We start from the raw sequence: 16,294 nt of genomic DNA, 5'->3' as shown, positions 1-16,294 counted from the left end.
CGTACCGGTACGGGGCCCCCGCAGGCGTCAGCCGGCGAACCACCGCTGGGGGCGCGGGTTGAGGTTCTGGTAGATGTGCTTGGCCTCGCGGTACTCCGCGAGGCCGGTCGGGCCGAGTTCGCGTCCGGTGCCGGACTTCCCGAAGCCGCCCCACTCGGCCTGCGGGAGGTAGGGGTGGTAGTCGTTGATCCAGACGGTGCCGTGGCGCAACCGTCCGGCGACCCGGCGGGCCCGGCCGGCGTCGGTCGTCCAGACGGCGCCCGCGAGGCCGTAGTCGGTGTCGTTGGCCAGGGTGATGGCCTCTTCCTCGGTACGGAAGGTCTCGACGGTGAGAATCGGGCCGAAGGTCTCCTCGCGGACCACCTTCATCCCCCGGTGGCAGCCGTCGAGGACGGTCGGCCGGTAGAAGTAGCCGCCTGCGGGCCGCACGTCGCTAGGTTCGGGGCGCTTCCCCCCGGCCCGGACTATCGCGCCCTCCTCGCGGGCGGAGGCGACGTACGCCTCGACCTTGGCGAGCTGCTGGGCGGAGACGAGGGGGCCGCACTCGACGCCGTCGAGGGTGCCCCGGCCGAGGCGGACGGCGTCGGCGCGGCGGGCCAGTTCGGTGACGAACCGCTCGCTGACGGTGTCCTGGACGATCAGGCGGGCGCCGGCGGAGCAGACCTGGCCGCTGTGGAAGAACGCGGCGTTCAACGCCTGGTCGACGGCGGTGTCGAAGTCCTCGTCGGTGGCGCAGGCGTCGGCGAAGACCACGTTGGGGTTCTTGCCGCCCAGTTCCAGGGCGACCTTCTTCACGGTCGGCGCGGCGGCCAGGGCCACCTTCGTGCCGCTGGCGAGGCCGCCGGTGAAGGAGACGAGGTCGACGTCCGGATGCTCGGCGAAGCGGGCGCCCACCGGGTCGCCGGCGCCGGTGACCAGGTTGGCCGCGCCGTCGGGGAGTCCGGCCTCGGCGAGCAGCCCGACCAGGTGGACGGTGGAGAGCGGGGTGACCTCGCTGGGCTTGAGGACGAAGGTGTTGCCGGCGGCGAGGGCCGGGGCGATCTTCCAGCTGGCCTGGAGGAGCGGGTAGTTCCAGGGGGCGATGAGCGCGCAGACGCCGACCGGCTCGTGGACGACGATGCTGTGGACGTCGGGGTCGCCCGCGTCGACGACCCTGCCGCCGCTCTCGTTCATCACGAGGTCGGCGAAGTACCGGAAGGCGTTGGTCACGTCGTCCACGTCGACCCGGCCCTCTTCGAGGGTCTTGCCGGTGTCGCGGCTCTCGGTGATCGCGATCTCCTCGCGGTCCCGCTGGAGCAGGTCGGCGACCCGGCGCAGCAGGGCGGCCCGCTCGGCGACGGGCTTGTGCGGCCAGGGGCCGTCGTCGAAGGCGCGCCGCGCCGCCGCGATCGCCGCGTCGGCGTCCTCCGCCCCCCCTTCCGCGACGACGGCCAGGACCGTGGCGTCGGCGGGGTCGAGGACCTCGCGCGTGGCCCCTGAGCCGGCGGCCCGCCAGGCGCCGTCGATGTGGATGGTACTGAGCGCCGACATGTCGTTTTTCGCCTTCCGTGCCTGAAATGCCCCCTCCGGTTCGGCGGGGGCACGGTGCGCGGTGAGCCGGGTACGGCCGCACCAGCGACCTGGACCCCTCCCCGGCACGACGGAAACCATGCCGAGAATTTCACGCAGAGTGATGCGCCTCACGTGCGGCGGCCGAAGCGGGACGGCGTACGGGGCCGTGCCGGAGGGGAGGTTCCCGCAGGCGTGCGGCAGGGGGTGGGCGGGGAGCTTGCGGAGGCGCGGACCACCGGCGGCCGTACGCGGGGCCCGGCTTCCTGTACACGTCTGCGGGCCGCACGACCCCCGGGCGCCGAGCCCCACTTCCGGGCTCCCGGGCTCCCGGGCTCCCGGGCTCCCGGGCTCGTGCGGGACCAGAGCCCCGGGCCGCCGGACTCGTACGGGACCAGGGCCCCGGGCTCCGCGGCCCCGTACAGGGCCAGAGCCTCGGCCTCCGCGGACGAGTTCGCGACGTCGTCAGCAGCCGGGCCGGGCCCCGGTACCGCTCGGGCGCCCTGCCGCGGGGTGGCACCGCCGCCTCCGTGCGGCGACGGCGCGCCGCTGCGGCCGGGGGGAGTGCCGGGGCGATGCGGCGCGAGCGCGAGGAAACCCGGTTCGCACGGCAGGTGCCCCCCTCCCCGCCCGACGGTCCGACGGCCCCCGTCAGTCCAGGAGGACGGGGAAGGCGGCCATGTCGTTCTGCGTCATCACCGGGAGCTTGGTGATCTCCGCGTCCGGCACCGCGAGGCGCAGCCCGGGAAAGCGCCCGAAGAGGGCGGGCAGCGCGATCCCCGCCTCGACGCGCGACAGGGCCGCGCCGGGGCAGATGTGCGGTCCGTGGCCGAACGTCATGTGCCGGTTGCGGGTGGGCCGGGTGATGTCGAAGGCGTCGGCGTCGGGACCGTGCTGTTCGATGTCGCGGCCGATGGCCCGGTAGGAGACGACGACGCCCTCGCCCTTGCGGATCACCTCGCCGCCCACGGCGATGTCCTCGGTGGCGAACCTCATCAGCAGGTGGGTGGTGGGGGTGTCCCAGCGCAGCGTCTCCTCGATCACCGCGTCCCAGCCGGCCTCCCCGTCGAGCACCATGCGCAGTTGGCCGGGGTGGGAGAGGAGAGCGCGCACGGCGTTGAGGACCAGTCCGATGGTGGTCTCGTGCCCGGCGGCGACCATGGCCTTGAGGTTGCCCACCACCTCCTCCTCGGTGAGCGGCTCGCCGCCCTCCTCCGCGAGGATCAGCGCGCTGGTGAGGTCGTCCGTGGGCCGGGCGGCCTTCTCCCGTACGAGATCGGTGTAGAAGACGTCCAACTCCGCGAGCAGGGCGAGGCGTTCGTCCTGCGGAGTGAGCATGGAGAAGAACGCCTTGTACTGCCGGGTCAGCATGGCGTGCCGGGACTCGTCGACGCCCATCAGCATGCCGACCACCTTCATCGGGAGCGGCTGGGCGAAGACCGCTTTGAGGTCGACGACCCCGTTCTCGTCCCGGCCCGCCTCCAGGTGGTCCAGCAGTTCCTCGGTGAACTCCTCGATGGCGGGGCGGATCGCCTCCAGCCTGCGCGGGGTGAGCGCCTGGGAGGTCTTGGTGCGCAGCCGCCGGTGTTCGGCCCCGTCGACGGTGAACATCGAGCGGCCGGCGTCGATCATGCCGATGAGCGGCCATGCACGTGTCACCACGCCGCTCCGCCACGGCTCCCAGGCGTCGATGTCCTTCACCAGGCGCTGGTCGACCAGGAGTCGACGGGCCTCCGCGTGCCGGGTGACCGTCCACGCGGGCACGCCGAGCAGGTCGATCCGGGCGAGGACGCCGGCGTCGCGCAGCCGCGCGGTCTCCCCGTCCAGGTCCTGGACCAGGGGATCGATGACGACGACTCCGGCGTTCCGGTCGGTCGGCGCGGCGGCAGTGTGCGGACAGTTCACAACGCGTCTCCTGTCGTACGTACGGGCGTGAAACGGACGGGCAGCGCGATCGTGCCGCGCAGGAAGGCGGACGGACGGCGGACCAACTCGGTCGCGGGAACGGACAGTTCGAGGTCGGGAAGCCGGTCCATCAGCACCTCGACGCCGGTACGGGCGATGGTCTCGGCGATCTCCTGGGCCGGGAAGGGGCAGCGGTACTCGCCGTGGCTGAACGCCAGGTGCGCGCTGTTGCCGCCGCGGCCGGAGCGGACCACGGAGGAGGAGACCTGCTGCCGGATGTGCGGGTCGGCGTTGGCCGCGCCGAGTCCGAGGAGCAGCATGTCGCCGCGCGCGATGTTCCGCCCGCCGAGCCGGGCGTCGCGCGCCGCCCAGCGACCGGCCAGGATCTGGGTGGGGCCCTCCTCCCACAGCACCTCGTTCATGGCTTCGGCGACGCTGTGCCGGCCGCCGGGAAGGGCGTCGGCGAACTGGTCCTCGGTGAGCATCAGCCGGGTGGAGCTGCCGATCCAGTCGGCGGTGGTCAGGTGCCCGGCCGCCGTGACGGCCATCAGGTCGAGCGCGTACTCCTCGTCGGTGAACGGTTCGGGGTGGGCGAGCATGCGGGAGGTCACGTCGTCCCCGGGCCGCTCCCGCTTGGCGGCGACGAGCCGGTGCATGTGCTCGCCGAAGCGCTGGTACGCCTTCTGGGCCCCGGGGCCGCCGTCGGCGAGGTCCTTCAGCACCCGGGCGATGTCGGCGCCCTCCTCGTCGGGGAAGCCGATAAGCCGGGCGAGGACGAGGACGGGCAGCGGCTCGGCGTACTCGGCGACGAGGTCGGCGGTTCCCCGCGTGCACACGGCGTCGATGAGCCGGTCGGCCAACTGCTCGCAGTGCTGCCGGATTTCGAAGGGATCCGCCGCTTCGAGCGCGGGGACGACCATGTCGACGTGGCGGCGGTGCTCGGCCCCGGCGGTGAAGTAGATGGACGGCATGGGCGTCCCCACCATGGGCAGGAGCGGCCAGTCGGCGGGGATGTTCTCCCACTGGTTCCACAGGGAGACGTCCCGGGGGAACAACTCCCCGTCGCTGGTGACCTGGTGGAGTTCCCGATAGCCGATCACCAGCCAGGCGGGGACGCCGCCGGGCAGTTCGACCGGGACGACGGGTCCGTGATCGCGCCGCATCCGCCGGTACAGCGCCTGCGGTTCGGTGTGGAAACCGGGCCCGCTGAGCGCGACCGCCCCCGTACCGCCCACGGGGCAGCCGCCGGCCGCGGACGAGGGCGTGGCGGACGAGGGGTGCGTCATCGTACGGACTCCAGTGGCAGCGGCTTCGCGCGTTGGGACCATACGATCAACGCGGCACCACTATAAGGAGATTGCGTGAATACGGGAGCTGTTCGCGCTCATTTCCGTCCGAATTTAGAGCGAGGAAGCTCCGCCTTCCGACCCCTCCCTTATGACATCTGCGCAGCTTTGATCACAAGGTCGGCATCAGGCGGGACCGGCCGTTCGCGCCGCGTGCGCCCTGCCGTGTCCCGCGCGTGGATCACGTACGGGACGCGCACGGCGGGGTGAAGGCCACCCGCACGCTCCTCTCGCCGGTGCGCAGCGTCAGCCCGCCGCCCAGGTCCTTCGACCGTTCCGGATCGGTCAGCCACAGGTTGACGGCCGCCCCCAGGAGCACCGGGTCGAGCGGGGGCCGGCGGGCGCCCCAGGCGCGTTCGGCGCGGGCCTCCCACTTCCGTCCGCCGCGCAGCCGGACGAGGCAGCGGGTTTCGTCCAGCCGGGCGACCAGGACGTTGAGGTTCTCGTACCGCAGGGCGGCCTCCGCGATCCAGTCGAGGGCGGCCACCTCCGCGTCCTCGACCGTACGGGCCAGCACCTCCGCGGCGTCCGGCCAGTGCGGATGGTTCTCCTCGGTGGTGACGGCGTAGAAGCCGAGCGCCCGGGTGTGGTGCCCCGCGACGAGAGGCCGCCGCTGGACCTCGACGCCGCCCCGGCCGTCATGGGCGCCCGTCACGTCGTACGCGGTGACCGCCGCCCGGCGCACCGGTTCGGGCGCCGGCACGGGGACGGGCCGCGGCGCCTCCCCCGGCGCCCGGACCCCGCGCCCGGCGAGGAACGCGTACATCCGGGCCCGTGTCACCTCCCCGGAGGTGTCGACCGAGGCGAGCTGCCCGTCGACCACGGGTCGCAGCACCGCCGGGTCGTGCCGGCCCGCCGCGTCCAGCAGTTGGGCGTGGACGTCCCCCTCGGGGTCCAGACGCGGCGCGCCCCGGCCGAACGCGGCGGCGGGCGAGAGCGGGTCCAGTTCGTCCAGGCCGGTGGCCGCGAGCAGCGTGACGCGCTCCGCGGCGGCCGAGTAGAAGGAGGTACTGCCGTGGTCGCCGACCACCCAGTCACTGGCCACCACCGCGGCCCGCCAGCCCTCCTGCGGCGGGATGATCATGAGCCCGGCGTCCATCGCGGCCCCCAGCCGCTCCAGCACTCCGGCGCGGGTGTGCCGGGCCCACACGTTGGGATGGAAGACGGCCGCGACGGCGAACTCGTCGGCCGGGAGCGAGGTGACCAGCCGCAGCGGCAGCTCCGGATGGCGCCCGAGCAGCGAGTGCTCGCTCCAGGTGGAGTGGATGACGACCAGCCTCCGCCCGTCGACCGCGCCGAGCCGCGAACGGTATCGGTCCCGATGGGACATGCTCGCGGTGATGCGCTGGAAGCACCAGTCGCCCACGGGCACGGCATAGGGGGCCGCCTCGGGACAGGTCTCGGTGAGCCGGTCGATCTGCCCCTGGTGGGAGACGCCGATCGCCTTCGGCACGACCTTTCCGCGCCACATCAGCTCCCGGCGCGACAGTCCGGCGGGGGCGGCGGCCTCCCCGGTCGACTCGGTGACGAGACGGTTGTACCCGGCGCCGTGCGGCAGCACCATCAGCGGGGCGTCGAGCCGGCGCATCGTCGGATGCACCGAACAGCTCACCGCCAGATCGAACGAGCGCCGGGTCGCCTCCTCCCAGCTCAGCACGTGGATGCCGAGACCGGACAGGTAGGAGTCGAGGCCGTCCGCGAACGCCGATCCCGGATTGACCGTGTAGTACTTCTCGATCCCGTCCTCGCTCCGCAGCAGATGCATCACGTCCACCACCCGCGTGGCGGACGTGAGCGTCCGGGCCACTCCGAGCACCTCGGCCCTCGGCGGATCCCAGGTGTTCCAACGGGACGGGCCCGGCCGGCCGGCCCGACGGAACCAGGTGGAGGGGCGGCTCAGCAGTGATGACACCGAGGACAACATGGCTCCGGGAAGAGGAAGAGGGAACAGGTCCGGGCCGGAAGGGGGCAGGGGCCGGGCGGGGTGCGGGAGGGAGCAGGCGGGCCACGCCGGGCGGGGGCGGGAGGCGGCCCGGGTCAGTCCGCGGCGGCCGGCGGCCTCAGCCCCATCGCCTGCCGCAACGTCCGCAGCTTCTCCTCGTACGCGGCCCGCAGGGTTTCTTCCTCCGCCCGCCCGCCCGGCCAGCGAGGCGAGCAGCGCGAGCGCCTGGTCGAATTTGGCCAGTTGCCTCAGCTCCGCCGCGCCGTCGGCCGCCGCGACGGCCGCCGCGACCGCCCGGTCCAGTTCGCCGCGCCCGTCCAGGGCGCGTGCCCGTACCAGCTCGATCCTCGGCAGCATCGGATCGTCGCCGGTGGCCCGGGCGACTCCGGCCGCCGCGTCCAGTACGTCGAGCGCCTCGTCCCATCGCCCTCCGGCCACCAGCGCCTGCCCGACGTTGTAGCTCTGCACGACGACGCCGTGCGGGTCCGGCACCGCGCGGTTGGCCTCCAGCGCCCGTTCGAAGAGTTCGCGGGCCTCGTCCGCCCGGTCGCGGGCCAGGGCGAGCAGGCCGCGGGTCTCCCACACCACACCGCTCAACCGGGGGTCCGCGACCAGGCCCAACAGCTCGGTGGCAGCGGCCAGTTCCGCCTCCGCGTGGTCCAGGTCGCCCAGCTCGTACGCGGCACGGGCCACCTGGTTCCGCATCCGGACCTCCACATCGGGGCGGGCCTCGTGCCGGGCCGCCTCGATCCCCAGCGCACCGGTGGCGACGCAGTCCGCGAGGTGTTTGCGGCTGTGGTAGAGCGACCACAGCGACTCGCACAGCCGCCACACGTCCTCGTACCACTCCTGCTCCGCAGCGGTGCGGATCACGTGCTCCAGGTTGACGCGTTCGGCGTCCAGCCAGTCCAGTGCGGCGGACCGGTCGACGAACAGCGGTTCCTTTACGGAGAGTTCGGCCAGGGCCCGGTCCGGTGGCGGTTGGATCCTGAAGCGGTCACCGAGCACCAGGGCGTCCGCGTGGGCCGCCGCGTCCCGGTAGAAGCCCACGACGAGCCGCAGGACCGGTCGCCGCCCGTCCCCGGTCGACGCCCGTGCGCGCAGCCGGGCGTGGGCGCGGGCCACATCGTGCAACCGGCAGCGCCGAGGACGGTCCGGCGACTCCACCAGGACCGCGAGCCGCGACGAGACGAGTTCGCCGAGCGCCTCGTCGACCCGGACGGCGCCCGCGGCCCGCAGCAGATCCGTGGTCGCCGTCGTGCCGGGAAGGGCTCCGAGCAGGTCGTAGAGCTGCCGGGTGTGCTCGGACACCTCGGCGAGCACCGAGTCCAGCACCGCGTCGACCGCTTCGCCCACACCGTCCCCGCTCTCCCCTGGCCCCCCGCTCGCGCCCATGGCCGCCGCCCTCGCCTCCCGCCCGCCGTCGCCCCCCGTGTCCGGCCCGCCGCCTGTGCCGTACCGGCCGGCGGCCGCCAGATCGCGTACCACGTCGTCGAGGGTCAGGTGCGGTCGCGCCGCCAGCCACTCCACCGCGGCCCGCAGAGCCAACGGATGCCCGGCGCACAGCCGCACGACGTCCGCGGCCGTCCTCTCGTCGGCGTCGGCATGCCAGCGGCGCACCAACTCCGTCCCCGCCGCCTCGTCGAGCGGGTCGACGCCGATCAGCACGGCCCCGTCCATCAACAGCGACGGCAGGACCCGGCGGCCGATCACCACGAGCAGCCCGCTCGGCGGCACGAGCGCCCGCGCCTCCGGGGCGTGCTGGACGTTGTCCACCATCACGAGGAGGCGTTTACCGGCGGCGACGCTGCGGAAGAGGGCCGTGCACTCGGCGAGCCCGGCGGGCACATAGTCCCTGCTGACCCCGAGGGCGCGCAGGAACCGGCCGAGGACGGCGGCGAGATCGACGACGCCGTCGCGCCGCAGATCCTCCAGATCGACGTAGAGCTGCCCGTCCGGGAAGATCTGCTTCAGTTCCCGTCGCACACTCTGGGCGATGAGTTGCGTCTTGCCGACCCCGCCGACGCCGACCACGAGCAGTATTCCGGGCTCCGGTTCGCCGGCCAGGGCCACGGCCGCGTCCCGCAGACCGGCGAGTTCCTTCGTCCGGTTGACGAACACCCGGCTGGGCGGTGGCCCTTGGCTCGGCGGGGCGTCGGGGGCCCTCTCCGGCAGCCGCAGGCCCTCGATGTGCTGTGCCATCAGGACGGGCCCGACGATGACGGCGTCCCCCGACACCGTGTTGTACGCCGTTCCGCCGCCGTCGGTACCGAGGCTGTTCAACCCGTCTCCTTCCACCGGTGCGGCCACCCTCGGACGGGTGAACGTGCCGGTTCCCTTCCGGGCCCCCGTCCACCGGAACCCGCCCCGGTCTCGCACTGTAGTCCCGCCGCTCTACGATCGGGGGCGTGTGCGCAGACGTCATGGTCGCCGAAGACGACGGGAAGCAGGCCGAGCTGGTACGCCGCTATCTGGAACGGGAGGGTCACACCGTACGGATCGTGGGCGACGGCCGGGCCGCGCTCGACGCCGTCCGGCAGCGGGAACCCGATCTGCTCGTCCTCGATGTGATGATGCCCCGCACCGACGGCCTGGACGTGGTGCGGGTCCTGCGGGCCGAGGGCCGGGAACTGCCGGTGCTGATGCTGACCGCGCGCTCGACCGAGGACGATCTGCTGCTCGGTCTCGACCTCGGGGCCGACGACTACATGACCAAGCCGTACAGCCCGCGCGAGCTGATGGCCCGCGTCCGCACCCTGCTGCGGCGCGCCCGGCGGTCGCCCTCTCCGGAGCCGGCGGCCGAGGACCCCGTCCTGCGCGTCGGCGCCCTGGTGATCGATCCCGAGCGGCACGAGGTGTCCGTGGAGGGCGGGGCGGTAGAGTGCACGCCGGGCGAGTTCCGGATCCTGGCGGCCCTGGCGGCGGGCCCGGACCGGGTGTTCAGCCGGCAGCGGCTGCTGGAGGAACTGCACGGATTCGACCGCTACATCAGCGCCCGGACCGTCGACGTGCACGTGATGAACCTGCGGAAGAAGATCGAACGGGCCCCGAGACGTCCGGAACGGCTGCTCACCGTCTTCGGCGTCGGCTACAAGCTGACCGACCCGGCCAGGACCGGCCCCCGTGCGTAGGGCACGGACGGCGGGTCACGGCGGCGGGGCCGGGGCGGGGGCCGAGGGCGGTCACGGCGAGGCCGGTGGGGCCGGGGGCCGCGACGCTCCGGCCGGTCCTGGCGGCCGTGGGGGGCGACGGGCGGCGGGGCGGGCACGGGTGCCGTTGCGGCGGAGTCTGCTCGGGCGGCTGCTCGCCGTCTCGGCGCTGGTGGCCGCGTGTTCGGTGGCGGCCACCGCCTGGATCGCCGTCCAGACCACCTCGGGCGCGATCAAGCAGGAGCAGGGGCAGAACCTCACCGCGGACGCCCGGATCTACGACACCCTGCTGGAGTACGCGGCACGGAACCCGACCTGGGACGGGGTCGGAGCCACGGTGCGGGAGCTGGCCCGGGAGTCGGGCCGCCGGGTCGCGCTGACCACGCAGAGCCGGCAGCCGCTCGCCGACTCCGCCACCGGGGCGGACGCCCCGGCGCTTCCGCCGCAGGCGTCCGCCGTGGTGGACCCGTTGTCCGTGGACACCGTCCTGGCGACGCGCGGCGCCGACGGGCGGAGCGCGGCGGCCGACCGGATCGATCCCCGGGCGGTGGGGCCGTTCCGGCTGTCGGCGGCCGACAGCGCGGCGTTGCGGCGCAAGGCCGACGACCAGGTGGAGTGTCTGAACCGGGCCGGGATCGCCTCCGACGTGGTGGTCGGCGCGAGCGGCCGCCCCCGGGTGCAGGTCGTGGGCAACGACCCCGAGCGCGCGCTGGGCGCCCGCTGCGATCTCGCGGACCTGGACACGCCGACGCGTTCGGAGCGGAAGGCGCTCGACGCGCTCACCGAGCTGGCCGACGCCTGCCTGGAGCGGCAGGGCCGCGAGGGCGTACGGCTGAACAACGATCTGTCGTGGGGCGATCCGGTCCCGGTGGCCGTGCCGGACGCGTCCGGGCCGGTGGTCCCGCGGCCGGCGCCCGCGCCCGCCCCGGGTGACGCCCCTCCGCAGGAGCCCGGGCCCTCGGTCGAGGGCCCGGAGCGCACCGGGGAGAACGACCGGGCCATCGCGTCCTGTGTGGGCACGGCGCGCAGCGAACAGCTCAGTTCGTACGTGGCCTCCCCCGCCCTCCTCTTCATCGGCGACGAGGGGGGCGCGACCCTGCCCGGATTCGACCTCTCCCCCGCGAACACCGCCAGGATCGCCGGGGCGGCGGCACTCGTGCTCGCCCTCACCGTGGGCGCCTCGGTGTTCGCCGGAGCCCGGCTGGTGCGCCCGCTGCACGCGTTGACGGGGGCGGCGCAGCGGATGCGGGACGGGGAGGAGCCCGCGTCGGTGCCCGTCACGGGGGACGACGAGGTCGCACGGTTGGCGGCGGCGTTCAACGACATGTCCGCACACCGGGCGCGGCTGGAGGAGCAGCGCAAGGCCATGGTGAGCGACGTCGCCCATGAGCTGCGCACCCCGCTGAGCAACATCCGGGGCTGGTTGGAGGCGGCGCAGGACGGACTCGCCGACCCCGACCCGGCGTTCGTCTCCTCGCTGCTGGAGGAAGCCGTGCTGCTCCAGCACATCATCGACGACCTCCAGGACCTGGCGGAGGCCGACGCCGGGGCGCTGCGTCTGCACCCGGAGGCCGTCGAGGTCCCGGAGTTGCTGGGCCAGGTGGCCGCCGCCCATCAGGCGCGGGCGGAGAAGGCGGGCGTCACGCTCGTCGTCACGGCCGCCGCCCCGGGCCCGGAGCTGTGCGCGGACCCGGTCCGGCTCCGGCAGGCGGTGGGCAACCTGGTGTCCAACGCCGTACGGCACACGCCGGAGGGCGGCCGGGTGACCCTGCGCGCGGACGTCTGCGACGAGGGCGGCGGGACGGTGCTGGTGGAGGTGGCGGACACCGGATCCGGCATCCCCGCCGCGGATCTCCCCCATGTCTTCGACCGGTTCTGGCGCGCGGAGAAGTCCCGCAGCCGCCGCACGGGCGGGAGCGGTCTGGGCCTGGCCATCGTGCGCAAACTGGTCGAGGCCCACGGGGGCACGGTGGGCGCCGTCAGCACCGAGGGCGCGGGCTCGACGTTCGTCCTCCGGCTGCCCGCGACACCCCCTGATGGGATGACCACAGCGATCTGACAGCTTCTTCATATCTCCACGCCAGCCTGGCGGCATGCCCCGCTCCCGGTGCGAACCGGCATCCGGGACCGTCACGGGGCCGAGTATGGAATGGAGCAATCCGTATGACCGCTTTCCCCTCCCGCCGCACGCTGCGTGGTGCCGTGCTCGCCGCCGTCGCGGCCGGTGCGGTGCTCGTGCCGGCCACCGCGGCCTCCGCCGACACCGCACCGAAGCCCGTGGCGTCGGCGCCCGCCCCGGCCGCGCCGTCCTCGGATCGGAGCAAGCCCGCCCCGGCAGACCCGAAGGACTCCGCCCCCGCGGTGATGCCGCGCGGCGGCGTCGCGGCAGGCGAAGCCCCGGCGCCCGCACCCGAGAAGGCCGCGCCGGCGACCGCACCGCGCGGCGGCGTCGCGGCGGGCGAGGCCCCGGCGCCCGCGCCCAAGGAGGCCGGCCCGGCGGGAACCGTTCCGCGCGGCGGCGTCGCGGCGGGCGAGCGGCCCGTCACCAGCGACGGCACCGGCACCACCGTCCTCGCGGGGTCGGCGGTCGGCACCGTGCTGCTCGCGGGCGCGGGCACGATCGTGCTGCGCCGCCGTTCGGCGGCCGGCCGCACCGCCTGACCCGCACCGCTTCCCACCGATGAGCGTGGCGCCGTCCCGTACCGGGGCGGCGCCACGCCCGCGCGTCGGTCCGCGCCGCCCCCCTCCCTCCCCACCCCGTTCCGGAGTCCTCTGTGCCGTCCTGTACGCCCCACCGCTTCCGGTGGGCCGCCCTGTTCACCGCCCTCGCGGCCTGCGCCGCGCTGACCGGCTGCTCGTCCGCCGGGCCCTCCGCGCCCGCTGCCGACGCGTCCGGCGGACCGTCCGCCTCCGCCCCCGCCGCACAGGGCGGCTCCCGCCCGGGGCCCGACACAGCCGCCGGTGCCACCGGCTCGAACGAATCGGCGGACCCCGCCGGGAAGGACGGGGCGACCCGGTCGGCGCCCGTCGAGGTCTCGATCCCCTCCATCGGCGTGCGGAGCACCCTGATGGAGCTGGGGCTCAACGCGGACGGCACGGTCGAGGTGCCGCCGGCGGAGAAAGGCATGACGGTGGGCTGGTACAGCGGCGGGTCCGCGCCCGGCGAACCGGGCCCGGCCGTGCTGATCGGCCACAACGACACCCGCTTCGGACGTGCCGTCTTCCACGACCTCAAGACCATCCGCGAGGGCGCCGAGGTGCTGGTCAGGGACGGGGCGGGGAAGACCCTGCGGTACACGGTCACCGGCAAGGAGGCGGTCAGCAAGAAGGCGTTCCCCACCCGGAGGATCTACGGTCCGACGAAGGACAGCACCCTGCGGCTCATCACCTGCGACGGCGAGTTCGACGCCGAGGGCCACACGGTCGACAACCTCGTCGTGTACGGCTCCTTGGCCTGAAAGGGGCGGCGTCTCCTCAAGGTTGTCGCAGAAGGGGAGCAGAGACCGCGGAGCACTTCACCGTCAGCGTCACGAGCACCCGCGAAAGCGGGCGAACCGACGCTCGTGAGGACTCGGATCATGGCGGGTAATCAGCGTTCGTCCAGTTCCGCAACAACCTTTAGGGGGCGTTTCGAAAGTGGATCAAGCTAGTGTGCCTCGATGGCAGAGACGCAACAACGCGGTGACACAGGCCCCCCTGGCAGCGACTCCGACGAGAAGTCGACCTTGGTCGCGTTCTTGAACTACGTCCGCGAAGCAGTGGCCGGAAAGGCACAAGGCCTTGACGACAGGCAGGGCCGAACACCCGGAGTGCCCTCTGGCACCAGTGTTTTCGGCATGGTCAAGCACCTGACGGCGGCAGAGCTCTACTGGTTCGCCTGGGCCTTCGAGGGTGCCGATGTCGAGCATCCGGACTTCAGTATGGATCTCTCCGAGGGGGACAGCGCGGACAGTCTCCTCGCTGCCTACCGCAGTGCCACCGAACGGTCCAACGAGATCATCGAGCGCTGTGGCGACTTGAGCCGTCCCTGCGCTCGGGCGGCAGGCACAGCGGGCGCCGTGCGATCGATGCGATGGGTGCTGGTGCACATGATCGAAGAAACGGCTCGCCACGCGGGCCACGCGGACATCCTTCGTGAGCAGGCTGACGGTTCCACCGGCAGATGACGCACTGCCGCGCTCGATCTCAGGTGTTCCGCGAAAGGCGGCCGCATGCGGACTGCGGCCGGTCATCGATGGCTGCGATCACGGCAGTTGACTCGTAGCCAACCGCGAGTTTGTCGTACCTCGTCGCCACGGCACGACACCTCTTGAGGCGGCGCAGGAGCTTCGCCCGGCACCACGCCCCGGCCGACCTCGGCGCGACCGGGAGGCGGTACGGCCGGCCCGGTGACCCGGATGGCATCCGGCCGGACAGACTCGTGCCATCCGGCGTCTACCCGTGAGTAACTGCCGCTGCTTGGATGGGGACCGCCCGGTACGCCCCCTCGACCCCAGGAGACCTCGTGCCGAACACCGCGTCCCGCCGCCTGACCGGCGTGGCCCTGTCCGCCGCGCTCGCCACCGCCACCCTCGCCGTGAACGCCCCGCAGGCGGCGGCCGCCGAGACCCCGCCCCTGCGGGTGCTCTCGTACAACGCGTTCCTCTTCAGCAAGAACCTCTACCCCAACTGGGGGCAGGACCACCGAGCGGCCGAGATCCCGAAGGCGTCGTTCTTCCGGGGCAACGACGTCGTGGTGGTCCAGGAGGCCTTCGACAACGGGGCCTCCGACGCGCTGCTGCGCAACTCCGCCGCCCAGTACCCGTACCGGACCCCGGTGGTCGGCCGGAGCAAGAGCGGCTGGGACGCGACGGGCGGCTCGTACGCGGCGACGACGCCGGAGGACGGCGGCGTGGCCATCCTGAGCAAGTGGCCGATCGTGCGCAAGGAGCAGTTCGTCTTCAAGGACGCGTGCGGCGGCGACTGGTTCTCGAACAAGGGCTTCGCCTATACGGTGTTGAACGTCAACGGCGCCCGGGTCCACGTCGTCGGCACCCACGCCCAGTCGACCGACCCCGGCTGCTCGGCGGGCCAGGCGGCGCAGATGCGCAGCCGGCAGTTCAAGCAGATGGACGCGTTCCTCGACGCGAAGAACATCCCGGCCTCCGAACAGGTCGTCGTGGCGGGCGACTTCAACGTGGACGGGCACTCGGCCGAGTACGCGTCGTTCCTCGCCGACGCGGGCCTGTCCGCCCCGGAGTCCCGGACGGGCCACCCGTACTCCTTCGACACCCGCGACAACTCCATAGCCTCCGAGCGCTACCCCGACGACCCGCGCGAGGACCTGGACCACGTCCTGCACCGCACGGGCCACGCCAAGCCGGCCGGCTGGAAGAACGACGTGGTCAAGGAGGAGAGCGCGCCCTGGACGGTGTCCAGCTGGGGCAAGGAGTACACGTACACGAACCTGTCCGACCACTACCCGGTGATCGGCTCCGTCGGCTGACGCCACGCGTGGGACGATCGGGGGCCCGTCCCGCCGGAGCCCGCCCCGGCCCCCCGCCCGTGAAGGACCCGCTCCATGAGCACCGCCTCCCCGCCGTCGTTCCGCATCCACCCCGGAAGCCCCGGCTCCCCCGTGCTGCTGCACGTGCCGCACGGATCCCGGACGATTCCCGAGGACGTACGCGGCGGCATCCTGCTGGACGACGGTGCTCTGGAGCGGGAACTCGACCACATCACCGACTCCCACACCGCCGAGCTGGCGAGCCGGGCGGCCGACGCCTGCGCCGTCCGGCCCTGGCGCTTCGTCAACGGCCTCTCCCGGCTGGTCGTCGACCCCGAGCGCTTCCCGGACGAACGGGAGGAGATGCGCGCCGCGGGCATGGGCGCGGTGTACACGCACACCACCCACCGCGAACGGCTGCGCGCCCCGGACACGGACCCGGAACCGCTGCTGGCGGCGTACTTCCGTCCGTACGCCGAGGCGATGACGGAGGCGGTCGACGCCCGGATCGCCGCCACGGGCCGTGCGGTGATCATCGACGTCCACTCGTACCCCACCGCGCCGCTCCCGTACGAGCTCCACGGGGCCGGCCCCCGGCCGCCCGTCTGCCTGGGCACGGACCCGTTCCACACCCCGGCGGGGCTGCGCTCCCTGGCGGAAGAGGCGTTCGCCGGTTTCGGGGGCACGGGGGTCGACTCCCCCTTCGCCGGCGCCTACGTCCCGCTGAAGCACTACGGCACGGACCGGCGGGTCACAGCCCTGATGATCGAGATCCGCCGCGACACGTACATGACCGAGCCGGGCGGGGCCGCGGGGGCGGGGCTCGACGCGCTGGCGGGGGCGCTGGCGGGGCTGGTGGAGTCGGCGGGTCCGTACTGACCGGCCGGGCCCGGGGAATCGTTTCCGGGTTCCCCGGCCC

Annotated in this window: 11 protein-coding genes; 7 read left to right on the top strand and 4 right to left on the bottom strand. The window is 73.5% G+C overall.

Annotation, left to right across the window (positions count from 1 at the left end):
* Window positions 1-27 precede the first annotated feature (27 nt).
* The 4 genes from AMK24_RS19655 to AMK24_RS19640 form a co-directional block, all read right to left on the bottom strand.
* Entirely contained in the window at window positions 28-1,530 is a 1,503-nt protein-coding gene (locus AMK24_RS19655; protein WP_073770103.1) for an aldehyde dehydrogenase family protein, read from the bottom strand.
* Window positions 1,531-2,199: 669 nt separating this feature from the next.
* Window positions 2,200-3,453, bottom strand: a complete 1,254-nt coding sequence (locus AMK24_RS19650; protein ID WP_073770102.1) for a cytochrome P450 family protein — start codon at window positions 3,451-3,453, stop codon at window positions 2,200-2,202.
* Window positions 3,450-4,739: a cytochrome P450 gene (locus tag AMK24_RS19645; RefSeq protein ID WP_073770101.1), complete on the bottom strand. Its 1,290-nt coding sequence runs from the start codon at window positions 4,737-4,739 to the stop codon at window positions 3,450-3,452. The genes AMK24_RS19650 and AMK24_RS19645 overlap by 4 nt, the downstream gene beginning before the upstream one ends.
* Window positions 4,740-4,980: 241 nt before the next feature.
* Entirely contained in the window at window positions 4,981-6,723 is a 1,743-nt protein-coding gene (locus AMK24_RS19640) for a hypothetical protein (RefSeq protein ID WP_073770100.1), read from the bottom strand.
* Window positions 6,724-9,164: 2,441 nt separating this feature from the next.
* Here AMK24_RS19640 and AMK24_RS19630 point away from each other — a divergent pair.
* From AMK24_RS19630 to AMK24_RS19600, 7 genes are all read left to right on the top strand, one after another.
* Complete coding sequence (locus AMK24_RS19630; RefSeq protein WP_073770099.1) at window positions 9,165-9,872, top strand: response regulator transcription factor; 708 nt, start codon at window positions 9,165-9,167, stop codon at window positions 9,870-9,872.
* A gap of 145 nt (window positions 9,873-10,017) precedes the next feature.
* The gene (locus AMK24_RS19625) at window positions 10,018-11,949 is read left to right on the top strand and encodes a sensor histidine kinase (RefSeq protein ID WP_242435207.1); all 1,932 of its coding nucleotides are present in this window, start codon (window positions 10,018-10,020) and stop codon (window positions 11,947-11,949) included.
* Between the two features lie 104 nt (window positions 11,950-12,053).
* Window positions 12,054-12,551, top strand: a complete 498-nt coding sequence (locus AMK24_RS19620; protein ID WP_073770097.1) for a hypothetical protein — start codon at window positions 12,054-12,056, stop codon at window positions 12,549-12,551.
* A gap of 113 nt (window positions 12,552-12,664) precedes the next feature.
* Window positions 12,665-13,348: a class F sortase gene (locus AMK24_RS19615; protein ID WP_073770096.1), complete on the top strand. Its 684-nt coding sequence runs from the start codon at window positions 12,665-12,667 to the stop codon at window positions 13,346-13,348.
* Between the two features lie 201 nt (window positions 13,349-13,549).
* Entirely contained in the window at window positions 13,550-14,056 is a 507-nt protein-coding gene (locus tag AMK24_RS19610) for a DinB family protein (protein ID WP_073770095.1), read from the top strand.
* A gap of 338 nt (window positions 14,057-14,394) precedes the next feature.
* Window positions 14,395-15,375: a sphingomyelin phosphodiesterase gene (gene sph, locus AMK24_RS19605; RefSeq protein WP_073770094.1), complete on the top strand. Its 981-nt coding sequence runs from the start codon at window positions 14,395-14,397 to the stop codon at window positions 15,373-15,375.
* A gap of 75 nt (window positions 15,376-15,450) precedes the next feature.
* Complete coding sequence (locus tag AMK24_RS19600; RefSeq protein ID WP_073770093.1) at window positions 15,451-16,254, top strand: N-formylglutamate amidohydrolase; 804 nt, start codon at window positions 15,451-15,453, stop codon at window positions 16,252-16,254.
* Window positions 16,255-16,294: the final 40 nt, after the last annotated feature.

It is taken from the genome of Streptomyces sp. CB02366 (assembly GCF_001905905.1).
GTDB lineage: Bacteria > Actinomycetota > Actinomycetes > Streptomycetales > Streptomycetaceae > Streptomyces.
The sequence above is the reverse complement of the archived record's forward strand: the minus strand, read 5'-3'. Positions and strand labels throughout refer to the sequence as shown.